The organism is Nocardia sp. CS682, from assembly GCF_004634405.1.
Lineage (GTDB): Bacteria > Actinomycetota > Actinomycetes > Mycobacteriales > Mycobacteriaceae > Nocardia > Nocardia ninae.
Genome location: NZ_CP029710.1, coordinates 8,614,093 through 8,635,470, shown reverse-complemented (window position 1 = coordinate 8,635,470; position 21,378 = coordinate 8,614,093). Strand labels below are relative to the sequence as shown.

The 21,378-nt window shown below is 65.7% G+C and carries 19 protein-coding genes and 2 rRNA genes; 8 read left to right on the top strand and 13 right to left on the bottom strand.

Annotation, left to right across the window (positions count from 1 at the left end):
• Positions 1 to 41: 41 nt before the first annotated feature.
• Positions 42 to 686: an MBL fold metallo-hydrolase gene (locus DMB37_RS39075; protein WP_135237026.1), complete on the top strand. Its 645-nt coding sequence runs from the start codon at positions 42 to 44 to the stop codon at positions 684 to 686.
• Between the two features lie 56 nt (positions 687 to 742).
• Here the strand turns inward: DMB37_RS39075 and DMB37_RS39070 are convergent, their stop codons facing one another.
• Complete coding sequence (locus tag DMB37_RS39070) at positions 743 to 1,213, bottom strand: hypothetical protein (protein ID WP_135237025.1); 471 nt, start codon at positions 1,211 to 1,213, stop codon at positions 743 to 745.
• Between the two features lie 299 nt (positions 1,214 to 1,512).
• Between DMB37_RS39070 and DMB37_RS39065 the strand changes: the two genes are divergently transcribed.
• Positions 1,513 to 2,562, top strand: coding sequence for an aminotransferase class V-fold PLP-dependent enzyme (locus DMB37_RS39065; RefSeq protein WP_135237024.1), 1,050 nt, complete (start codon positions 1,513 to 1,515; stop codon positions 2,560 to 2,562).
• Between the two features lie 10 nt (positions 2,563 to 2,572).
• On the opposite strand, the gene DMB37_RS39060 is transcribed toward DMB37_RS39065, so the two are convergent.
• Together DMB37_RS39060 and DMB37_RS39055 are read right to left on the bottom strand one after the other, a co-directional pair.
• Positions 2,573 to 3,457 carry a fumarylacetoacetate hydrolase family protein gene (locus DMB37_RS39060; protein ID WP_135237023.1) on the bottom strand — a complete coding sequence of 295 codons (885 nt, stop codon included), beginning with the start codon at positions 3,455 to 3,457 and terminating at the stop codon, positions 2,573 to 2,575.
• Positions 3,454 to 4,335: an amidohydrolase gene (locus DMB37_RS39055; RefSeq protein ID WP_135237022.1), complete on the bottom strand. Its 882-nt coding sequence runs from the start codon at positions 4,333 to 4,335 to the stop codon at positions 3,454 to 3,456. Before DMB37_RS39055 ends, DMB37_RS39060 begins: the two co-directional genes overlap by 4 nt.
• A 40-nt stretch (positions 4,336 to 4,375) precedes the next feature.
• Here DMB37_RS39055 and DMB37_RS39050 point away from each other — a divergent pair, with 40 nt between their 5' ends.
• Positions 4,376 to 5,044 (top strand): FadR/GntR family transcriptional regulator, encoded by a 669-nt coding sequence (locus DMB37_RS39050; RefSeq protein WP_135237021.1) that lies wholly within the window; start codon positions 4,376 to 4,378, stop codon positions 5,042 to 5,044.
• A gap of 14 nt (positions 5,045 to 5,058) precedes the next feature.
• Here DMB37_RS39050 and DMB37_RS39045 read toward each other — a convergent pair whose 3' ends face one another.
• Genes DMB37_RS39045 through DMB37_RS39020 form a run of 6 tightly spaced genes read right to left on the bottom strand, consistent with a single transcriptional unit; the run spans position 5,059 to position 11,256 of the window.
• The gene (locus tag DMB37_RS39045) at positions 5,059 to 5,973 is read right to left on the bottom strand and encodes an aldo/keto reductase (RefSeq protein WP_135237020.1); all 915 of its coding nucleotides are present in this window, start codon (positions 5,971 to 5,973) and stop codon (positions 5,059 to 5,061) included.
• Entirely contained in the window at positions 5,966 to 6,301 is a 336-nt protein-coding gene (locus DMB37_RS39040) for an L-rhamnose mutarotase (protein ID WP_135237019.1), read from the bottom strand. Before DMB37_RS39040 ends, DMB37_RS39045 begins: the two co-directional genes overlap by 8 nt.
• A 2-nt stretch (positions 6,302 to 6,303) precedes the next feature.
• Positions 6,304 to 7,335 (bottom strand): ABC transporter permease, encoded by a 1,032-nt coding sequence (locus DMB37_RS39035; protein ID WP_135237018.1) that lies wholly within the window; start codon positions 7,333 to 7,335, stop codon positions 6,304 to 6,306.
• Positions 7,332 to 8,828: a sugar ABC transporter ATP-binding protein gene (locus DMB37_RS39030; RefSeq protein WP_135237017.1), complete on the bottom strand. Its 1,497-nt coding sequence runs from the start codon at positions 8,826 to 8,828 to the stop codon at positions 7,332 to 7,334. The genes DMB37_RS39035 and DMB37_RS39030 overlap by 4 nt, the downstream gene beginning before the upstream one ends.
• Positions 8,825 to 9,922 carry a sugar ABC transporter substrate-binding protein gene (locus tag DMB37_RS39025; protein WP_135237016.1) on the bottom strand — a complete coding sequence of 366 codons (1,098 nt, stop codon included), beginning with the start codon at positions 9,920 to 9,922 and terminating at the stop codon, positions 8,825 to 8,827. The genes DMB37_RS39030 and DMB37_RS39025 overlap by 4 nt, the downstream gene beginning before the upstream one ends.
• Positions 9,919 to 11,256: an L-fuconate dehydratase gene (locus DMB37_RS39020; RefSeq protein ID WP_135237015.1), complete on the bottom strand. Its 1,338-nt coding sequence runs from the start codon at positions 11,254 to 11,256 to the stop codon at positions 9,919 to 9,921. The genes DMB37_RS39025 and DMB37_RS39020 overlap by 4 nt, the downstream gene beginning before the upstream one ends.
• 210 nt (positions 11,257 to 11,466) lie before the next feature.
• Between DMB37_RS39020 and DMB37_RS39015 the strand changes: the two genes are divergently transcribed.
• Positions 11,467 to 12,243, top strand: coding sequence for an SDR family NAD(P)-dependent oxidoreductase (locus DMB37_RS39015; RefSeq protein ID WP_135237014.1), 777 nt, complete (start codon positions 11,467 to 11,469; stop codon positions 12,241 to 12,243).
• A complete protein-coding gene (locus DMB37_RS39010) occupies positions 12,240 to 13,478 on the top strand; it encodes an alpha-hydroxy acid oxidase (protein WP_135237013.1) in 1,239 nt (412 codons plus the stop codon). Before DMB37_RS39015 ends, DMB37_RS39010 begins: the two co-directional genes overlap by 4 nt.
• Here DMB37_RS39010 and DMB37_RS39005 read toward each other — a convergent pair.
• Complete coding sequence (locus DMB37_RS39005; RefSeq protein WP_135237012.1) at positions 13,475 to 14,542, bottom strand: diacylglycerol kinase; 1,068 nt, start codon at positions 14,540 to 14,542, stop codon at positions 13,475 to 13,477. The genes DMB37_RS39010 and DMB37_RS39005 overlap by 4 nt on opposite strands.
• A 1-nt stretch (position 14,543) precedes the next feature.
• Positions 14,544 to 15,335 (bottom strand): SDR family oxidoreductase, encoded by a 792-nt coding sequence (locus DMB37_RS39000; RefSeq protein ID WP_135237011.1) that lies wholly within the window; start codon positions 15,333 to 15,335, stop codon positions 14,544 to 14,546.
• Between the two features lie 130 nt (positions 15,336 to 15,465).
• Between DMB37_RS39000 and DMB37_RS38995 the strand changes: the two genes are divergently transcribed.
• The 3 genes from DMB37_RS38995 to DMB37_RS38990 all read left to right on the top strand — a co-directional run bounded on the left by DMB37_RS38995 (position 15,466) and on the right by DMB37_RS38990 (position 17,721).
• Entirely contained in the window at positions 15,466 to 16,344 is an 879-nt protein-coding gene (locus DMB37_RS38995) for a helix-turn-helix domain-containing protein (RefSeq protein WP_135237010.1), read from the top strand.
• A gap of 165 nt (positions 16,345 to 16,509) precedes the next feature.
• Complete coding sequence (locus DMB37_RS41125) at positions 16,510 to 16,701, top strand: hypothetical protein (protein WP_206055126.1); 192 nt, start codon at positions 16,510 to 16,512, stop codon at positions 16,699 to 16,701.
• Between the two features lie 12 nt (positions 16,702 to 16,713).
• Positions 16,714 to 17,721 carry a DUF2786 domain-containing protein gene (locus DMB37_RS38990; RefSeq protein ID WP_206055125.1) on the top strand — a complete coding sequence of 336 codons (1,008 nt, stop codon included), beginning with the start codon at positions 16,714 to 16,716 and terminating at the stop codon, positions 17,719 to 17,721.
• Between the two features lie 91 nt (positions 17,722 to 17,812).
• Here DMB37_RS38990 and rrf read toward each other — a convergent pair.
• Positions 17,813 to 17,929 (bottom strand): 5S ribosomal RNA (gene rrf, locus DMB37_RS38985).
• Between the two features lie 140 nt (positions 17,930 to 18,069).
• Positions 18,070 to 21,206, bottom strand: a 23S ribosomal RNA gene (locus tag DMB37_RS38980).
• Between the last annotated feature and the right edge of the window lie 172 nt (positions 21,207 to 21,378).

Below are 21,378 nucleotides of genomic sequence, written 5' to 3'. Positions count from 1 at the left end.
AGCGCCTTCCCAGTAGAGACATCACGCGGAAGGAGCACACCATGCACCAGATCGTCCCCAACCTCTGGGAGACCGAGACCCTCAGCCCGTTCCCCGGTCTGAACACCCACGCCTACCTATGGACAACCCCCGAGGGAAACGTGTTGTTCTACAACACCACCTTCACCGAGGACTTCGACAAGATGGCCGAACTCGGCGGTGTCGCCCACCACTACCTGAGCCATCGCGACGAGATCGCCTCGTCCCTGGCCACCGTCCGTGCACGCTTCGATGCAAAGCTGCACATCCACAAAGCAGACGCGGTCATGGTCACCGACACCCCCGTCGACGACGCCTTCGACACCCGCCACACCGCGATCGCCGGCCTCGAGGTGATCCCCACCCCCGGCCACACCCCCGGCAGCGCCTGCTACCTCGCCACGATCGACGGCAAACGCTACCTCTTCACCGGCGACACCCTCGTCCTCGGCGAGAACGGCAAGTGGTGGGCCGGATACATCGAGGGCCACAGCGACCGTGACACCCTCCTCGCCACCCTCGACGCCCTCGCCCAACTCGAGCCGGACGTCATCGTCTCCAGCGCCTTCATGAGCGACAAGGGCGTCATCGAACTCGGCGACCGCCCCTGGTCCGAATGCGTCGCGGAGGCCCGCAGCGGTCTGCTCGCCGATCCGCCGAAGGAGTAGATGCACGCGGCGGCCCCGCCGAAGCTTGCAGGGCCGCCGTCTAGTACGAAGATGGTCTACTCGTAGCGGCACCAGCCTTCTGGACGGCTCTCTTCGCCCACCTCGGCGACTTCGACGTCATCGCGTGCGAAGGCGTACAGGCCGGTCCCCTCCTCGCGTTCCAGCGTCACCGACACTTCAGCCTTGCCAGCAGAAAAGTTGCCAGCCCTGTCCTGCCAGCACCATTTGGCGTCCTTACCGGACGCTGGACAGGACTCCCGGATATCCCGGATGTAACTCTCACGTCCCTGTTCGATCTTCAGGTACAGAACGACATCCTTGAAGGTGGCTTGGCCACAGTTGAACGTGCCCGCCACCACGAAGTCTCGGTACGGCTTACCCAACGTGTGACTGACTACCAGCTTGATCTGGTCCTTGACGATGATCTCGCCGCGTACGTTCGCGTGGGCGGGCGCGACCGCCACGAGAGCACTCAGCAGCGCGGCGGATGTCAACATCAGCACGCGCGAAAGACTTCGGTTACGCACGATCGCTCCTCTACGTTGTGACGACTGTCCGGGTGGATCCGATGGCGAACTCCGTGCCGAGGTTGATGCGTTGCCCGCTACCAGGCGTCTCAGCGCGTCGCTAGTATCTTCGGCGCGGCCAACGTGCTGGATGGCAACCGAAACCTGGTGTGGCGATTCCGAAACCAAAGCCCCGTCGCGATTACTCGAACTACTCGGCAGACGCGCCTGACACCGACTGCCGGCTCGGCGGCACATTTCGGTCCAGTTTCGGGGTGCTGGCGCTGTACTGGTGCGGCGCGGCGGCGGATGCTCCTCCTATGTCCTCCCTTGCGCCCAATGAGTTCTCGACCGACGTCACCTATCTCAATACCGCCTCGTTCGGGCTGCCGTCCGCGCGTTCGCTGGCCGCCGTGCAGGAAGCGAGTGAGCGGTGGGCGGCGGGGCGGGGCGGTCCGATGTCGAACGACGTGCTGGTACCGAGGCTGCGGGAGGGGTTCGCACGGCTGCTGGCGGGTGCTACCCCGGACGACATCGCGCTCGGTGGCGCCGCTTCGCAGTTGATCGGGCCGATCGCGGTCGCGCTGCCGCCGGGGGCCGAGGTGCTGGTGGCCGAGGGTGAATTCGCCTCGGTCACCATGCCGTTCCTGCACCGGGGCGATCTCACGGTGCGGGTGGTGCCGCTGGAGCGGCTGGCCGAGGAGGTGCGGCCGGAGACCGCGCTGGTCGCGGTGAGCGTGGTGCAGTCGGCGGACGGGCGGATCACCGATCTGCCGACGCTGCGCGCCGCCACCCGAGCACACAATGCCCGGCTGCTGGTGGATGCCACGCAGGCGGCGAGCTGGCTGCCGCTCACCTTCGCCGACGCCGACTACTGGGTGTGCGCGACGTTCAAGTGGCTGATCGGCGCGCGCAGCGTGTCGTTCTTCGCGGCGGGACCCGAGGCGCTGGAGTCGATCCGGCCGGTCGGGCCCGGCTGGTACGCGGCGGCAGACCCGTGGGCGGAGCTGTACAACCCGGTCGAGCTGCCGAAGACCACCCGGCGCTTCGATTCGACCCCCGATTGGCTGGGCGTGACCGCGGCGAGCGCGGGGCTCTCGCTGATCGAGGAGTTGACGGTCGACAAGATCAACGCGCACAACCTCGCGCTGGCCGACCGCTTCCGCGCCGGACTGACCGACCTCGGCCTGCCGATGGTGCCCACCCGTTCGCCGATCGTCAACGTTCCCGGTGCGGGCGATGCGGCAGAGCGCCTGGAACAGGCCGACGTCATCACCTCCGCGCGCAATGGCGGGCTGCGGTTCGCCTTCCACCTGTACAACACCGCTGAGGAGGTCGACCGGGCGCTGGCGGTCCTTGCCGCGAAGTGACCGAGCAACCTCAGGCCTGCACCGGCGCGGGCGCTGCCGCAGCTGCCGACACCGCGTCGCGGCAGCGCTGCCTCGCCCGGCCGATCCCCTCGATCTCGACCTCCACCACGTCACCGTCGCGCAGGTACGGATAACGACCGGAAAGTGCCACGCCCGCAGGGGTTCCGGTGTTGACGATGTCGCCGGGTTCGAGCACCGCGTACTGGGACAGATGCCAGACCAGGTAGTCGACGCCGAAGATGAGGTCGGCGGTACTGGAGTCCTGGCGGGGTTCGCCGTTCACGAAAGAACGCAAGCGCAGGTTGCCCGCGTCGAGCCGGTCGCGCGGCACCAGCGCGGGGCCGAGCGGGTTGAAGGTCTCGCAGCACTTGCCTTTCGACCACTGCCCGCCCGATTGTTCGAGCTGGAACGCACGCTCGGAGACGTCGTTCGAGATGGTGTACCCCGCAATGTGATTCGGGGCATCTTCGATCGAGCCGAGATAGCGGGCCCGCCCGCCGATCACCACGGCGAGTTCCACCTCCCAGTCGGTCTTGCTTGAGTCGCGCGGGATCAGCACGTCGTCATACGGGCCGACCACCGTGTTCGGCGTCTTGAAGAACACGACGGGCGTCTGCGGCGGCGCCGACCCCGATTCGGCGGCGTGCGCGGCGTAGTTCATGCCGACGCACCACACCGCCTGCGGCCGCGCGATCGGGGCGCCGATGCGCTGTCCGGTGATGTCGATGCGGGGAAGCCGTTCCGCCGCAAGCGCTTCGGCGACGGCCTCGATGCCGCCCGCCGCGAGGAAGTCGCCGTCGATGTCGCCGGTGAGCGCGCGCAGGTCGTAGGCGTGCTCGCCGTCGACCACGATCGGCCGCTCCGCGCCCACTTCGCCGATGCGCTGCAACTTCATTCGGGTTCTCCTTCGGTCATCCAGGTCGGTGCGAGAGGTAGTTGGTAAGTGCGCCAGGCGACTTCGGTCAGCACCTGAACGCGGTCGGCGGGGGCGAGGTGGGCGAGGGTGTCCAGCGTGGTCCGCCACACGGTCCGGTACGACGCGGCGGTGAGCGTGAACGGCCAGTCGCCGCCGACCATCAGTCGCCGGGGACCGAAGACCGCGAGCGCGTGGTCGACGTAGGGCTGCCACGCCTCGGCGCTGATCTCCGGGCCGGAGACCGTGGCCAGGCCGGAGATCTTGGCGACCACGTTCGGCTGCGCGGCCGCTTCGGCGAGCAGATCGGCCCAGGGCTGCCAGGCGCCGGTCGCGATCGGCGGTTTGCCCAAATGGTCCAGGACGATGGTCAGTTCGGGGTGTGCGCGCGCGATCACCGGCACCTGCGCGAGCAGATCGGGTCGTTCGGCGACCGCATCGAAGACGAGGCCCGCGTCGGCCAGTTGAGCGAGGCCGTCCGAAACCTCGGGCCGCAGCAGCCATTTCGGGTCCGGATCGCGGTGGATCATGTGCCGGACGCCGACGAACTCGGGATGGGCGCGCAGCGCGGGCAGTTCGACGGCGACGACCTCGGGCCGGTGCAGTGGCAGCCAGCCGACCACGGCCGCAGGGTGCGGCGTCGCCGTCGCGGCGGCCAGCAGCGCGCGATTCTCGGCCAGCGAATCGGCGGCCTGCACCAGCACGACCGCGCCGACCCCGTGCGCCGACAGCTCCGGCTCGATATCCGGCAGCGCGTAGTTTCGACACAAAACATCCGATGTTTCGCTCAGCCAGTCGTACTCGACGCCGAATTCTCCGCCGTCTACCCGCCAAACATGAACATGTGAGTCTACAGTCATCGGAGGCATACGTTCACATCCTCGAGGGCGAAGGAAACAGGTGTCGGTTACCGACGACGCGATAGCGAAGATCAAGGCGATGATCATCTCGGGTGATCTCGAGCCGGGTGCGCGACTGCCCAGGGAAGCGGACCTCGCCGCGCAGCTCGGCGTTTCGCGCAACTCGCTGCGGGAGGCGGTCCGCGCGCTCTCGCTGGTCCGGATTCTGGACGTGCGGCAGGGCGACGGCACCTACGTGGCCAGCCTGGAGCCGAAGTCGCTGCTCGACGCGATGAGCTTCCTGCTCGAATTCCACCAGGACGACTCGGTTCTCGACATTCTCGCCATCCGGCGCATCCTCGAACCCGCCGCCACCGCACTCGCCGCCCGCGCGATGCCGGAGGACGAGATCGCCCATCTGCGCACCCTGGTCGAGCCCGAGACGTCGTCGGTGACCGAGCTCGTGACGCTGGACCTCGAGTTCCACGCCGCCATCGCCGCCGCCTCCGGCAACAAAGTGCTTGCCTCCCTGCTGGAGTCGCTGTCGCTGCCGACGATGCGGGCCAGGATCTGGCGCGGTATCACCGAGGAGCGGGCCTTCGAGCGCACCGTCGCCGAGCACCGTGGCATCTGCGACGCGATCGCCGCGCACGACCCCGAACTCGCGCACGCCAGGGCGCTGGCCCATGTCGCGGGTGTCATGGAGTGGCTGCGCCGCGCCGCGGGCTGAGCGCTGACGGCCGCTCACAGGCACCGGTCCAGTTCGTGCCAGAGGTCCTGCGGCACTGTCGCATTCAGCATCGCGATGGTGTCCGCGACCTCCGCGGCGGTGCCCGCGCCGATGACGGTGGCGGCGACCGCCGGGTTGCGCCGGGCGAACTGCAATGCCGCCGCCCGCAGCGCGACATCGTATTTCGCGCAGAGCCGCGCCATCGCCTGTGCCCGTTCGATGACGTGCTGCTGCGCGGGCCGATAGTCGAAAGTCGTTCTGTGCCACGGGTCGGCCAGAATTCCGCTGTTCAGCACACCGGCGACCAGCACGCGCACGCCCCGGCGGGCGCACTCGGGGAGTAACTCGGCTTCGGCTTGCCGGTCCAGCAAGGTATAGCGGCCTGCGATCAGCACGTGGTCGATGCCGGCCTCCCGCACGAAGCGCAGTGCGACATCCGCATCGTTGACGCCGACGCCGATCGCCGAGACGATTCCTGCCGCGCGCATCCGCTCCAGTTCCGGCACTGCCTCGGCAAGGGCTTGCTCCTGGTAGTCGTCCGGGTCGTGGATCAGCAGCAGATCGATCCGATCCAGGCCGAGGCGCTCGAGCGAGTCCTCCAGTGAACGCCGTACGCCCGCAGCCGAATAGTCGCGGCGGCGTGCACGTTTCGGGGCGCCGTAGAAGTCATCGACACCATCGGGTGCGAGCGGGTCCTCGTAGAGCAGCCGCCCCACTTTTGTCGACACCGTGTACTCCGACCGCGACCGTAGGAACCGGCCGAGACGTTCCTCGCTGCTGCCCGCGCCGTAGTGCGGCGCGGTGTCGAAGGCGCGAATGCCCGCGTCCCACGCGGCCGCGATGCCCGCCTGGGCTTCGGCCTCGCCGACCGCGCGGAACAGGCCCGCGTAACCCGCGCCACCGAGGACGATGTCGGCTACCTCATTCATCGGCGCCACCCGCCGGATTCAGCTCCCACACCACCGGCAGGGCCGCGGCGGCGCCCGTCCCCGAATAGTCGTGTGTTCCTTCGAGATACTCGTTGATCTGCAACTGCCAGGACACATTGACGGGTAGCTCAGCCAACCGGCTGAGCAGCAGATCGTAGGCGGCACAGTCGATCACGTGGAACAGATCGGTGCCACTGCGCCAAATCGTCCAGGAGGTGGCCCCGGCCGCCTTGATGGCCGCGACCAGATCCGCGGGCACCGCCCGGTGCGCCACCTCGTATGCTGCCTCGGCGCCGGGTTTCAGCTTGGTGTGCAACGCGATTCGCACGCTCACTCCTGCCGTCGTCCGCTGGCGATACGCGTGATCACCAGGGCCACCAGGATCAGCGCGCCGTTGATGAACTTGAGCGAGTCGGCGCTGACACCACCGTAGGACAGCAGCTTCTGGATGAGCGTCAGGATCAGCACACCGAAGAACGCGCCGAGCACCGAACCACGCCCGCCGTTGAGCGCCACCCCTCCGATGACGCAGGCGGCGAACACCTGGAAAATCATCCCGTCACCCTGGCTGACCTGCACGCTGGCGAACTGCCCCGAGTAGATGAGCCCACCGACCGCGGCGAGCCCACCCGCGACGACCAGCACGGCGATGACGACGTGATCGGTGCGGATACCGGCGGCCCGCGCGGCGGCCTCGTTGCCACCGACGGCATAGAGGGCACGCCCGGCCGTCGTATAGGTGAGGACGAAGTAGCCGAGGAGGAACAGGGCCAGACAGACCGCCACGTCCACCGGCACGCCGAATACGTCGGTGTTGCCGAGCCATTCGACCGACGGCGGGATCTTGGTCAGCGTGAATCCTTCCGTGAGGAAGGTCAGCAGTCCGCGCAGGGCGATGAGCATCGCCAGGGTCACGATGAAGCCGTTCAAGCCGAACCGGACGATCAGCACGCCGTTGAGCGCGCCGACGGCGAGGCCGACGAGCAGCGCGATCGGAATGGCCATCCACGGCGAGGTCCAGGTGTAGGCGCCCACCTTCGCGGTGCCCATGGTCGCCCAGATGGCGACGCCGGGGGCGAGCCCGAAGGTCGATTCGAGCGACAGGTCCATCCGGCCGACCACCAGCACCAGCACCTCGGCCAGCACGATGAGCGCGATTCCGCTCATCGCGGTCAGCACATTGGCGAGGTTGGCCGAGGAGACGAAGTTGCTGTTGATGAAGTAGCCGACCACCAGCACCAGCAGGATCGGCGGCACGAGCAGGAAGTCGCGTAGGGCACCCCAGCGCACCGTCCCCGGCCACCGCCGGGTCGCGGGGGACGCGCTGGTCGCGGGTTCGCGCCCGGTAGCGATCGGGGTCATGACAGTCCTTCCATCGCGGCGACGAGTTCTTTGTCGCCCCAGCCTTTCTCGAATTCCCGCACGATCCGGCCCTGCACCATCACCAGTACCCGGTCGCAGTCGCGCAGATCGTCGAGTTCGTCCGACACCACCAGGACGGCGGTGCCGCGGTCGGCGGCGTCGCGCACGACACCGCGCAGGGTCTCCTTCGACCGCACATCGACACCAGCCGTCGGCGTGATCAGCACCAGCACGGCGGGGTCGGTGGCCAGCGCGCGAGCGAAGACCACCTTCTGCTGGTTGCCACCCGACAGCTCGGCGACGCTCTGGTCCGGGCCCTCGGTCTTGATGCCCAGCTCGCCGATGGCCTTGCCCGCCACCGTGTTCCGGGTGCGCCGGGACAGCAGACCGAGGCGCCCCAGCCTGCGCGGCACGGTCAGCGTGGCGTTGTCGGCGACGCTCATCTCGGGGATCAACCCCTCCTCGTGCCGATCCCGCGGCACGAAGCCGATACCGGCGTCGAGCGCGGCACGAACACCGTTGCGGCGCAGCCGAATACCGGAAATGAAGACGGATCCGGTGGCCGCCTTGCGCAGTCCGACAATGGTTTCGGCGACCTCGATCCGGCCGCTGCTGCCGCCACCCGCGAGGCCGGCGATCTCCCCCGGCTTGACCGACAACGTCACGTCCGCGAATTCGCCTGCCCGCGAGAGCCCGTCGACCCGCAGCGTCGGCGTCGCCGCGGCCGCGGGATCGCGCCGCGGGATCGGCGTCGCGAGTTCGACCGAATCGCCGGTCATCGCCGCGACGAGCGCCTTCTTGCCGAGCTCGGCGACCGGCGCGGTCACCACGTGCCTGGCGTCCCGGAAAACGGTGATGTCCTGGCAGATTTCGTAGGTCTCGTCGAGATGATGGGAGATGAACAGGAAGGTGACGCCCTGCTTCTGCAGGTCGGTGATCCTGCTGAACAATCGTTTGATCGCGGGTCCGTCGAGCTGGGCGGTCGGTTCGTCCAGGATGATGAAACGCGCACCGTGCGAGAGGGAACGCGCGATCTCCACCAGCTGCCGATGCTCGACGGACAGGTCGCGGGCGACGGTGTCGACATCGACCGGCACCGACCAGGTGTCGAGCAGCTCGCGCGCCCGGCCACGTACTGTGCGCCAGTTGATGATTCGGCCGCCGAACCCCTGACTGTTGACGAACAGGTTCTCCGCCACCGACAGATCAGGGATGATCGTCGACTTCTGATACACGCACGCCACCCTGGAGCGCCACGCGTCCCGGTCGGCGGGCGAGGGCGCTGGAACTCCGTTGAACCGCACCTCCCCCGCGTCGGGCGTGGTGAGTCCGGTCAGGATCGACACCAGGGTCGATTTCCCGGCGCCGTTGCGGCCGACCAGCGCGTGCGTCCGGCCCGCCGCCACCCGCAGCCCCACCTTGTCGAGCGCGATCACATTGCGGCCGAAGCGTTTCGACACGTCGATCGCCTCGGCGATCGGTTCGCCGGTCATCCGCCGTGACCCCACAGGCCGGGCGCGGAGGTACTCAACGTGTCGAGTTCGCCTACCTTGCCGCCGGTTCGAGTGACCACCGGGGCGGGCAGCTGATCTTCGAGGGTCCCGCCGACGCCGGTGTCGATGATCGTGGACCCGTGGTCGGTGGGTCCGGGGGTGAACTTGCGGCCGTCGACGGCGGCCTTGGCATAGAAGGTCGCGTACTGCGCGTACAGGTCGGCGGGCTGGGAAATGGTGGCGTCGATCTCGCCGGCTTCGATGGCGTCCAGCTCGGCCTTGATGCCGTCGTTGGACACGATCGTGATGTGGCCCGGCGTACCAGCTTTCACCAGTTTGTCGCTGCGCCGCAGCAGGGCCAGCGTCGACTGCAGGAACACGCCGCCCGCCTGCATGTAGATGCCGTTGATGTCGGGATCGGTGAGTAGTTTGTCCTGTAGGCCCGAGACGGCCCGATCGCCCTTCCAGTCGGTCGGGATCTCGATCACCTTGATGCCGGGATACCGCGTTTTCATGCACTCGGCGAACGCTTCCGACCGATCGCGTCCGTTGATCGAACTCAGGTCACCCTGGAATTCGACGACTTTGCCGGTGCCCTTCAGGGTTTCGCCGAGGTAGATACACGACTTGGTGCCGTAAGCCCGGTTGTCCGCCCGCACCACCATGTACACCCCGCCGCTGTCGGGCCGGGTGTCGACGCTGACCACCGGCACATTCTTCGCGGCCGCCGCGGCGAGGGCCGGCTTGACCGCGGCGGTGTCCTGCGGGGCCATGATGAGCGCTTTGACGTTCTTGGACAGCAGGGTGTCGACGTTCGACTTGAGCCGGTTGGCGTCGTTGTCGGAGGAGGTGTTCTCCAGCTTCACCCCCGCGGCAGCGGCTTTCGGTCCCAGATAACCCGCGTAGGCGCTCCAGAAGTCGGAGTCCGAGCGGGGTTGATCGGCACCGACGAGGACGCCGTTGTCCGCGCCGCTACCAACGGTGACGGCGGGTGCGCTGTCACCGGCGCCGGTGGGTTCCCTGGTACACGCGGCGCCCGCGGAAATGATCAGGGTCGCGCCGAGGGCTACGCCGATGATGCTGGCGGTTTTCATGAGTTCTCCTGCGGTTGGAACGAGCGGGCTTGCGGATCCGCCTGCCACGCGGCGCCGGACGGATAGGTGTAGTCGCGCAGCGACGCGGGTAGCATCTCGGCGCTGAAACCGGGCTCACGCGGTGCCAGATAGCGGCCGCCGACCACGCGCACGGGATGGCGGAAATGCTCGTGCAGATGGTCCACGAACTCGATCGCGCGGTCCTCGGTGGTGCCGGTGACCGCCACGTAGTCGATCATTGCGAGATGCTGGACCAGCTCACAGAGTCCGACGCCGCCCGCGTGCGGCACCACCGGCACACCGAACTTGGCCGCCAGCAACAGGATTGCCAGGTTCTCGTTGACACCGGCGACCCTGGCCGCGTCGATCTGCACGAGATCGACGGCGCCGGCCTGCAACAGCTGCTTGAACAGGATCCGGTTCTGGCCGTGCTCGCCGGTCGAGATGCGCACCGGCGCGACGCGGCGGCGGATCGCGGCGTGGCCGAGGATGTCGTCCGGGCTGGTCGGCTCCTCGATCCAGGCCGGATTCGCCGACGCGAGCCGGGAGATCCAGTCCACCGCGACGTCGACATCCCAGCGCTGGTTCGCGTCGACCGCCAGTCCGATGTCGGGTCCGATCGCCTCCCTGGCGACCTTGACCCGGCGCACGTCCTCGTCCACATCGCGGCCGACCTTGATCTTGATGGTGCCGAAACCGTCGGCCACCGCCTGCCTGGCCAGCCGGGCGAGCTTCTCGTCGGAGTAGCCGAGCCAGCCCGGCGAGGTCGTGTATGCCGGATACCCGGTGTCGAGTAGCCGAGCGATGCGCTCCTGCCTGCCCGGCTCGGCACGGCGCAGGATCGCCAGCGCCTCGGCGGGGGTGAGCGCATCGGTGAGGTAGCGGAAGTCGATGAGGTCGACGATCTCCTCGGGGGACATCTCGGCGACCAACTGCCACACCGGTTTTCCGGCGAGTTTCGCTGCGAGATCCCAAGCGGCGTTGATCACCGCACCGACCGCCATGTGCATGACGCCCTTTTCGGGACCGAGCCAGCGCAGCTGGGAATCCGCGGTGAGAGATTGAGCGAATCCTCCGAGGTTCCCGGCGATTTCGGCCACCGATCGGCCGACCACCAAGTGGGCGAGCGATTCGATGGCGACGCGCTGAACATCGTTGCCGCGGCCGATGGTGAACGCGAAGCCGTGGCCCTGCGGGCCCGCCGGATCGTCGGTGCGCAGGATCACGTAGGCCGCCGAATAATCGGGGTCGGGATTCATCGCGTCCGAGCCGTCCAGCTCGCGCGAGGTCGGGAACCGGACGTCCAGCGTGTCCAGCGCCGTGAGGTGCGCCATGGGTGATCCTCGTTCCAGATAGTGATCTGGGTCACGACTATACATCGGATGTCTGCTTGCGCAATGCGAGATGGAAAATCCGTCAATCCTGGTTGCGCAGTGGCAATCTCGCGCGAGCACCCGCGATCGGTGTTATGTTCGCCCGAGTTAAACATCGGATCTGTCCGGGTCGAGCTATCGCACCGGAACCGAGGTGAGAAGGTGGGCGGTATGTCGGTACAAAGCACGTTCGACGGGCTGGTAGCAGTGGTCACCGGTGGTGCGTCCGGCATCGGAATGGCCGTCACCGAGACCTTGGCGGCGGCGGGCGCGCGGGTGGCGGTGCTCGATCTGCACCCTGGCAACACCCCGGGGATCGCGCTGCGCTGCGATGTCGCCGATGACGAATCGGTCCGCAGTGCCATCGCGGGCGTCGTCGACAAGTACGGCAGGCTCGACATCCTCGTCAACAACGCGGGCATCGGCGCACAGGGCACCATCGCCGACCACACCGACGACGAGTGGCGGCGGGTGTTCGAGGTCAACGTCCTGGGCACCGTGCGCGTTTCCCGCGCCGCGCTCCCCCACCTGCGCCGGTCACCGGCCGCCGCCATCGTGAACATCTGCTCGATCGCGGCCACCACCGGACTGCCCGACCGCGCTGTCTACAGCGCGAGCAAAGGGGCGATCCTGTCGCTCACCCGCGCGATGGCCGCCGACCACCTCCGCGACGGCATCCGAGTGAACTGTGTCAATCCGGGGACCGTCGACACGCCCTGGGTGCAGCGGCTTCTGGCGAGCAGCGCGGATCCCGGCGCGGAAATGGCCGCGCTGCAAGCACGTCAGCCGCACGGGCGCCTCGTTACCGCCGCCGAAGTCGCGAGCGCGGTCGCGTATCTGGCCGGACCGGCGGCGGCGTCCATCACCGCGACGATGCTGGAGGTCGACGGCGGCATGCATTCACTACGCCTGCGGGCGGCGGCACAGGTCGCGGGGGCGCCCCGATGACCGCGCGCAGGGTGCCCCGACCACGCGACCTCGCACCGCTGGTCAAATTCGAGCGCCCGTTCGGCGGCCGGGAGCGCAGACTCGCTCGGGCACAGACGATCTGGGAGCTGCGTGAGCTGGCCCGGAAACGCACGCCCAAGGTCGCGTTCGATTACACCGACGGCGCGGCCGATGCGGAGATCAGCCTCGCTCGGGCCCGGGAAGCGTTCGCCGACATCGAGTTCCGGCCCGCGATCCTGCGCGACGTCAGCACCGCCGACACCACGGTTCAGGTACTCGGTAAGACGTCCGCGCTGCCCTTCGGCATCGCGCCGACCGGGTTCACCAGGATGATGCACACGGCAGGCGAGCTGGCGGGGGCGCGCGCCGCCGAGCGTGCGGGCATCCCGTTCACGCTGTCCACCATGGGGACCACCGCCATCGAGGATGTCGCCGCGGGCACCGGACCTGACGCGCGCAATTGGTTTCAGCTGTACATGTGGACCGATCGCGACCGTTCCCTGGCGCTGGTCGAGCGCGCCGCACGAACCGGCTTCGACACGCTCGTCGTCACGGTCGACGTGCCGGTAGCGGGGGCCCGGCTGCGCGACGTCCGCAACGGCATGACGGTGCCGCCCTCGATCACGCTGAGCGGCGCCGTCGATGCGTTGCGCAGGCCATGGTGGTGGTGGGATTTCCTTACCACCGAACCGTTGGCCTTCGCTTCGCTGGACCGTTGGCCGGGGACGGTCGCCGAGCTGCTCGATGCCATGTTCGACCCGACCGTCGGCTTCGACGATCTGGCCTGGATCAGGGCGCAATGGCGGGGCAAACTGCTGGTGAAGGGCGTGCAGACGGTCGACGACGCCAAGCGCCTGGCCGGGCTCGGCGTCGACGGCATCATCCTGTCGAATCACGGTGGGCGGCAACTGGATCGCGCACCGGTACCGCTCCACCTGCTGCCCGCGGTGGTGCGCGAGGTGGGCGACGACCTGGAAGTCCACCTCGACACCGGCATCATGCACGGCGCCGATATCGTCGCCGCCCTCGCGCACGGCGCGCGGTTCACCCTCGTCGGCCGGGCCTACCTGTACGGGCTGATGGCCGGCGGCGAGGCGGGCGTGGACCGCACGATCGACATTCTCCGTACCCAGATCGTGCGGACGATGAAGCTGCTCGGCGTCGGCTCGGTCGAGGAGCTCGAGCCGGGGCATGTGCGCCTGCTCGAGCGGTACCGCCCGCGGGAACAGGGTTAGCGCTGTGCGGGTTTCGTGATCAGCGGCAGATCCAAGGCGGTCAGGATGCCTGCGGGCGCTCGGACTACGGCGGGGATCGCGTTGACGATGCGCATGGCGGTGGCGAGTAGGGTGGCGTGGTTGTGGTCGCCGTTGCCGCTCGACGTGACCAGATCCATTGCGTAACTGGGTTCGCCGGTGATCTCGACCCGATACGAGCCCTCGCGGTGGGCCGGTTGCGGCCAGTCCGGGCAGAGATCGGGGTGCAGCCGGGTGATGTGCTCCAGGACCGTGACGGGCTCGTCGCCGACCATGCCGCGCACCTCGAAACGCAGGGCGGCCGCGGTGCCCTCGGCGATGTGGCCGGTGGCGATGTCGAAAGAGTGGTCGGCCGGGATCCGCTGGTAGGTCTCGGTGACCGCGTCGAGGGTGACGCCGATGCCCGCGGCGAGTTGGCGCACGGTGCCGCCCCAGGCGAGCGACAGTACACCGGGCTGGAGCAGCATCGGGATGTCGTCGAGTGGTTTGCCGAAACCCATGATGTCGAACATGACTTCGCGGTTGTCGTAGCTGGCATAGTCCACGATCTCTATGCAGCGCAGCTGATCGATGCGCAGGCAGGTGCCCGCAAGTGCCAGTGGCAGGAGATCATTGGCGAAACCGGGATCGATGCCGTTCACCCACAGCGACGCATTGCCCTGTGCCGCAGCCTCTTGCACCGGCTTCAGCAGATCGTCGGGCAGGACGCCGTAGGGGTACTGGAAGAACACCGGGGCGCACGCGACGACATTGATTCCGGCGCTGAGGATTCGCCGCAGGTCGGCGAGGGCCTCCATCAGGCGGTTGTCGGTCATCGAGCAGTAGACGACACAATCGGGTCGGGCCGCGAGGATCGCCCCGGTATCCATGGACGCGGATACCCCTACCGGATGATTTAGTCCCGCAAGGGTTCCCGCGTCGATACCGTCCTTGGCCGAACCCGATACCCAGACGCCGGCCAGCTCGAGGTCGGGGTTGGCGATAACACCGGCCAGGGCGTGCTTGCCGACATTGCCGGTGCCCCACTGCACTACGCGATAGGTCATGTCACAGGTCCCCGATCGGGAGGTCGAGATTGGGAGCGATCAGGCCGCCGTCGGGTTCGAGCACCTTGCCGGTGAGGTACTTGCCCGCCGGGGAGACCAGGTAGAGCGCGGCCGCGGCGATGTCCTCGGGTTCACCGAGGCGGTGTAGCGGTGTCTTGGTTTCCAGTTCGGTACGCATCGCGTCGTTACCCGCGACGATCTCCAGCGCGGAAGTAAGGATGGAGCCGGGGGCAATGGCATTCACCCGGATGCGCGGGTTCAGGTCCAGTGCGGCGAGTTTGGTGTAGTGCGCCAGCGCGGCTTTGGCGGTGCCGTACGCCGCGAACGCGCGGCCCGGCAACCGGCCCATCGTCGAGGTGATGTTGAGAATCGAACCGCCACCGGCGGTTTCGAGGATGTGCGGCACCGCGGCGCGGACGAGTGCGTGCGCGTTGGTGACGTTGAAGTTGAACGCGTCCACCAGGGCCTGCGGGGTGGTGTCGAGCAGCGGGCACGGCATTGCGCCGCCGACATTGTTCACCACGATGTCCAACCGGCCGAAGCGCTCCACCGCGATATTCGCGAGTGCCGCGGTCGCCTCGATATCGCTCAGGTCCGCCGGGACCACATGCGCCTGGCGTCCCGCTGCGGTCACCTTTTCGGCTACCTCGTCCAATTGGCTCTTGGTACGTGACGCTATGACGACGTCCGCGCCCGCCTCCGCGAAGGCCACCGCGATCGCCGCACCCAGGCCGCGGCCGGCGCCGGTCACCACGGCGACCTGACCATCTATGCGGAATCGATCCAGAATCATTCGCGCTCCATCCGCGCCGCAGACGACTCCCGCCGATCCCCATCGAGTCGGTGTCGAATATTCGACGACTAGTGCTCTAATATTCGACACATCGTAGGTCGCCCATCCGAGCAGAACAAGGGGTTCCGCCATGCCGGATCGCTCAGCGTCACCGCCGACGCGCCGCGTCATCGAGATCGTTTCGCTGCTCGCGACGTCCACCGAGCCGATCAGCGTGGCCGGGATCGCCGAACGCCTCGAGATCGCCCGCGCCACGGCGACCGCGATCCTCACCGAGCTCGACGCGGCCGGCTGGGTCGGCCGGGATCCGCATCGTGGCTACGCGATCGGCCCGGCCCTGGCCGGCCTGCACGGCGCGGCGCTCCCCTCCGCTGTCGGTACGGTGCTTGCGGAACTGGCCGAACGGACCGGATCGGGCGCGACATTCAGTCGCATCGAGCCCGATCGCCTGACCGTTCTCGACATCCGCCACGGCACCGACCGAGTGGTCCCCGGGATTCCGGTCGGGCATCGCATTCCGTTGCAATTCCCGGCCGGGGCGAGCGTGATGCCGTGGCGCTCGGCGAGCGAACAGAACGCCTGGACCGCGACCGCCGCCGGTGCGGACCGGCGCACCGCGAGCACGTTGCTCGCCGTCGTCCGGGAACGCGGCGTCGCCGTCTTCCGGCCGCGCGCCGATGACGCGGGCTTGGTCGACCTGCTGGCCGATCTACTCGGCGCCATGGGATCCGAACTCCTGCAACCACATCTGCGCACGCGCGCACTTCGCCAGCTGGCGGCCCTGACGTCACGGCCGTTCACCAGGAGCGAATTGGATTCCGATGACGCACTGGCGTTGAGTTATCTGGCGGCTCCAGTCTTCGATGCCACCGGTACCGCCGCCTACGAGGTGCAGCTCGGCCCACTACGCGCTGAGGTAGCCAAACCTGAACGAGACGAATACATTTCGGCCACCCTCGATGCCGCGCGGCAACTGACGGCGGCTCTTTCCGGTGCTCCACACCGCTGACCCACGCGGCGATGGTGTCCGTGGATTGCCCTATCGTTGCAGGACAGACACTGGGACGGAGGTGACGGCATCGGTAAACAGAATCGGCGCAAGCGGTCGGGTCGCCGTCCGGAGAGTGGTTCGTCCGGCGACGCCGGACTCGGGTCTGCGCACTATGGATCTGCCGTGCCGGCGGATGCGGAGCAGATCGCCAACGCGGTGATGGCTGCCGCTATGGAGTACGCGCAAGGCGTTGGCACGGCGGCGCGGCGTTGTGCGACCGTGGTGGTCGGGCGTGCGGCGCTGACGCCGCAGGCGGAACACGGTGCGCACCTTGCGGGACAGCACATCATTTCGCGGATCTTTCAGTACGGCTAGCTGCCCGAGGATGTGCACCAGGCTGCGCGGCGGCATCTCGACGAGTATGCGGTGGCGCTGCTGACCGATGTGATCGCCGCGTATATGCGCCCGTTCGCCGCCGCGTCGGTAGACGAGACGTGGCGTGCGCAGCTCGACGAGCTCGATGCTGTCGTGTGGTGGTCGGAGTCCGCTCCGCACCTCGGCCAATGGGCGGTGAAGCATCTGCTGACTGCGGAGGAAGCGCTCACCACCGTGGTCGAGGCGTTGGCGCTGTTGATCCGGCTGCCGCAGTTGGAGCTCATCCGCCCGCTGCCCGGGACCGCGCGACCGAGTGCCGCGGGTCATCACCATGTGGACGAGAAGATACTGAGCCGGGTGCGGGGGTTGCTGGCGAAAGCCGAGTCGACGTCGTTTCCGGAGGAGGCCGAGACGCTGTCGGCAAAAGCACAGGAATTGATGACCAAGTACGCGGTGGACCGCGTACTGGTCGACGCGGACACCTCCGTGCCGGATCTGCCTGGTGCCCGCAGGATTTGGCTGGATACGCCGTACGTCGATGCCAAGGCGTTGTTGGTCGATGTGGCCACCAAAGCCAACCGTTGCCGGGCGATCTTTTCGTCCGCGTGGGGGTTCATGACGGTCGTCGGCGACGAGAACGATCTGGATGTCGTGGAGCTGTTGACGACTTCATTGCTCGTGCAAGCGACCAGGGCAATGATCGCCAGCGGCAATCAGGCTGAGCGCAGTGCAGACTCACGCAGCCGTTCGTATCGAAAGTCGTTCCTCATCGCCTACGCCACGCGGATCGGTGAGCGATTGGCGGCGGCAAACGAGAGCACTATCGCCAACTCAATGGACTCTGCGCGGTTGCTGCCGGTGCTCGCTTCCCGTCAGTTGCAGGTGGACAAAGCATTCGATTCGCTATTCCCGGAGGTCCGGAATCGCGGTGTCTCCATTCCCAATGCGAACGGTTGGGATGACGGTCGCGCGGCGGCCGAGACCGCCGAACTCGGCGCCCGCCGCCCCCTTCGCAAGTAGCCCCGAGCCGAGGTTCGCCGCTGTTCAGTAGCGGATTGGTCTGGGAACGACGAAAGCCCCCAGCTGGGCTGGGGGGCTTTCGTGAATGATGTTCCGGCGGTGTCCTACTCTCCCACACCCTGTCGAGTGCAGTACCATCGGCGCTGGCAGGCTTAGCTTCCGGGTTCGGAATGGGACCGGGCGTTTCCCTGCCGCTATGGCCGCCGTAACTCTATGAAACTATCCACACAGCAGCGCTGACACGATCCATCAGCGAAACCCCCGGGTAGGGGGTTCGCAGACAGTGTGTGTCTGCTGCAGTGTCTGTGTGTTGTTTCAGATACTGCACAGTGGACGCGTAGCTTCTTTGTTGGTAAGTCCTCGGCCGATTAGTACCAGTCACCTGCACCCGTTACCGGGCTTCCAGTTCTGGCCTATCAACCCCATGGTCTGTGGGGGGCCTTAACCACTCGAAGGTGGTGAGAAACCTCATCTTGGAACAGGCTTCCCGCTTAGATGCTTTCAGCGGTTATCCCTTCCGAACGTAGCTAACCAGCGGTGCTCCTGGCGGAACAACTGGCACACCAGAGGTTCGTCCGTCCCGGTCCTCTCGTACTAGGGACAGCCTTCCTCAAGTTTCTGACGCGCGCGGCGGATAGAGACCGAACTGTCTCACGACGTTCTAAACCCAGCTCGCGTGCCGCTTTAATGGGCGAACAGCCCAACCCTTGGGACCTACTCCAGCCCCAGGATGCGACGAGCCGACATCGAGGTGCCAAACCATCCCGTCGATATGGACTCTTGGGGAAGATCAGCCTGTTATCCCCGGGGTACCTTTTATCCGTTGAGCGACACCGCTTCCACTTGCCGGTGCCGGATCACTAGTCCCGACTTTCGTCCCTGCTCGAGCTGTCGCTCTCACAGTCAAGCTCCCTTGTGCACTTGCACTCGACACCTGATTGCCAACCAGGCTGAGGGAACCTTTGGGCGCCTCCGTTACATTTTAGGAGGCAACCGCCCCAGTTAAACTACCCACCAGGCACTGTCCCTGAACCAGATCATGGTCCGAGGTTAGAAGTCCAATACGATCAGAGTGGTATTTCAACGATGACTCCACGAACACTGGCGTGCCCGCTTCACAGTCTCCCACCTATCCTACACAAACCGTACCGAACACCAATACCAAGCTATAGTGAAGGTCCCGGGGTCTTTTCGTCCTGCCGCGCGTAACGAGCATCTTTACTCGTAATGCAATTTCGCCGAGTCTGTGGTTGAGACAGCTGAGAAGTCGTTACGCCATTCGTGCAGGTCGGAACTTACCCGACAAGGAATTTCGCTACCTTAGGATGGTTATAGTTACCACCGCCGTTTACCGGGGCTTAAATTCTCAGCTTCGCACCCGAAGGCGCTAACCGGTCCTCTTAACCTTCCGGCACCGGGCAGGCGTCAGTCCGTATACATCGTCTTACGACTTCGCACGGACCTGTGTTTTTAGTAAACAGTCGCTTCTCACTGGTCTCTGCGACCACCCCCAGCTCAGGAAGTAAATTCCGTCACCAGAAATGGTCCCCCTTCTCCCGAAGTTACGGGGGCATTTTGCCGAGTTCCTTAACCACAGTTCTCTCGATCGCCTTAGTATTCTCTACCTGACCACCTGTGTCGGTTTGGGGTACGGGCCGTGTACCAACTCACTAGAGGCTTTTCTCGGCAGCATAGGATCACTGAATTCGCCTCAATCGGCTACGCATCACCTCTCAGGCTATATGCGGTGCGGATTTGCCTACACCACGCCCTACAGGCTTACACCAGTACAACCACTGACTGGCCCAGCTACCTTCCTGCGTCACCCCATCGCTTGACTACTACCAGCCGGGGTCATGTGCAGCCCCTCACTCGAGACCCGAAGGTCTTCTCGGAGGATTTGGACACTTAGCACAACTGATTCATCATGGGCGCGGATACACGGGTACGGGAATATCAACCCGTTGTCCATCGACTACGCCTGTCGGCCTCGCCTTAGGTCCCGACTCACCCTGGGCGGATTAACCTGGCCCAGGAACCCTTGGTCATTCGGCGGACGAGTTTCTCACTCGTCTTTCGCTACTCATGCCTGCATTCTCACTCCCATAGCCTCCACAACTAGGTCACCCTGCTGCTTCCATGGCTATAGGACGCTCCCCTACCCACCCCAACCACTGCACACCGTCCCGTAGAACGATGCGGATGTATTGTTGGAGTGCCGCGGCTTCGGCGGTGTACTTGAGCCCCGCTACATTGTCGGCGCAAAATCACTTGACCAGTGAGCTATTACGCACTCTTTCAAGGGTGGCTGCTTCTAAGCCAACCTCCTGGTTGTCTTCGCGACTTCACATCCTTTTCCACTTAGTACACGCTTAGGGGCCTTAGCCGGCGATCTGGGCTGTTTCCCTCTCGACTACGAAGCTTATCCCCCGCAGTCTCACTGCCACGCTCTCACACACCGGCATTCGGAGTTTGGCTGATTTCGGTAAGCTTGTAGGCCCCCTAGACCATCCAGTAGCTCTACCTCCGGCGTGAAACACGTGACGCTGCACCTAAATGCATTTCGGGGAGAACCAGCTATCACGGAGTTTGATTGGCCTTTCACCCCTACCCACAGCTCATCCCCTCAGTTTTCAACCTAAGTGGGTTCGGGCCTCCACGACGTCTTACCGTCGCTTCACCCTGGCCATGGGTAGATCACTCCGCTTCGGGTCTAGAACATGCGACTGTATCGCCCTATTCGGACTCGCTTTCGCTACGGCTACCCCACACGGGTTAACCTCGCCACATGCCACTAACTCGCAGGCTCATTCTTCAAAAGGCACGCCATCACCCACAGTGCACTAAAGCACTCGCAGGCTTTGACGGATTGTAAGCGCACGGTTTCAGGTACTATTTCACTCCCCTCCCGGGGTACTTTTCACCTTTCCCTCACGGTACTAGTCCGCTATCGGTCACCAGGGAGTATTCAGGCTTACCGGGTGGTCCCGGCAGATTCACAGCAGATTTCACGGGCCCGCTGCTACTCGGGTACTCACTACAAGAGCCGTTGAGTTTTCGTCTACGGGATTCTCACCCTCTACGACAGGCCGTTCCAGACCACTTCGACTAACACAACGGTTTCTGACTCCCGCTCCATCCGGCAGAATGAAGAAAGTGAGCCCCACTACCCCACATACACAACCCCTGCCGGGTATCACATGTACATGGTTTAGCCTCATCCGCTTTCGCTCGCCACTACTCACGGAATCACAATTGTTTTCTCTTCCTGTGGGTACTGAGATGTTTCACTTCCCCACGTTCCCTCCACACACCCTATATATTCAGATGCGGGTAACACGACATCACTCGTGCTGGGTTTCCCCATTCGGAAATCCTCGGATCTCAGCTCGGTTGACAGCTCCCCGAGGCTTATCGCAGCCTCCTACGTCCTTCATCGGCTCCTGGTGCCAAGGCATCCACCGTACGCTCTTAAACACTTACTAACAAAGATGCTCGCGTCCACTGTGCAGTTCTCAAACAACACACAAGATCCGATCTCGACTCGGCACCAGCCAGAGGAAAACCCCTGCGGTATGACCGAAGACCCGATCCTGTCGTTATCTTGCCCAGAGAAACACTCGCGTGTTCTCTCAGGACCCAACAGTGTGCCGATAT

Coding starts and splice junctions, on each gene's coding strand:
- DMB37_RS39010 (WP_135237013.1), top strand. CDS start 12,240: ATGACCGCGCGCAGGGTGCCCCGACCACGCGACCTCGCACCGCTGGTC.
- DMB37_RS39055 (WP_135237022.1), bottom strand. CDS start 4,335: ATGACTGTAGACTCACATGTTCATGTTTGGCGGGTAGACGGCGGAGAA.
- DMB37_RS39035 (WP_135237018.1), bottom strand. CDS start 7,335: ATGACCCCGATCGCTACCGGGCGCGAACCCGCGACCAGCGCGTCCCCC.
- DMB37_RS39060 (WP_135237023.1), bottom strand. CDS start 3,457: ATGAAGTTGCAGCGCATCGGCGAAGTGGGCGCGGAGCGGCCGATCGTG.
- DMB37_RS39005 (WP_135237012.1), bottom strand. CDS start 14,542: ATGACCTATCGCGTAGTGCAGTGGGGCACCGGCAATGTCGGCAAGCAC.
- DMB37_RS39000 (WP_135237011.1), bottom strand. CDS start 15,335: ATGATTCTGGATCGATTCCGCATAGATGGTCAGGTCGCCGTGGTGACC.
- DMB37_RS38995 (WP_135237010.1), top strand. CDS start 15,466: ATGCCGGATCGCTCAGCGTCACCGCCGACGCGCCGCGTCATCGAGATC.
- DMB37_RS39065 (WP_135237024.1), top strand. CDS start 1,513: ATGTCCTCCCTTGCGCCCAATGAGTTCTCGACCGACGTCACCTATCTC.
- DMB37_RS39015 (WP_135237014.1), top strand. CDS start 11,467: ATGTCGGTACAAAGCACGTTCGACGGGCTGGTAGCAGTGGTCACCGGT.
- DMB37_RS39075 (WP_135237026.1), top strand. CDS start 42: ATGCACCAGATCGTCCCCAACCTCTGGGAGACCGAGACCCTCAGCCCG.
- DMB37_RS39025 (WP_135237016.1), bottom strand. CDS start 9,922: ATGAAAACCGCCAGCATCATCGGCGTAGCCCTCGGCGCGACCCTGATC.
- DMB37_RS39045 (WP_135237020.1), bottom strand. CDS start 5,973: ATGAATGAGGTAGCCGACATCGTCCTCGGTGGCGCGGGTTACGCGGGC.
- DMB37_RS39020 (WP_135237015.1), bottom strand. CDS start 11,256: ATGGCGCACCTCACGGCGCTGGACACGCTGGACGTCCGGTTCCCGACC.
- DMB37_RS39030 (WP_135237017.1), bottom strand. CDS start 8,828: ATGACCGGCGAACCGATCGCCGAGGCGATCGACGTGTCGAAACGCTTC.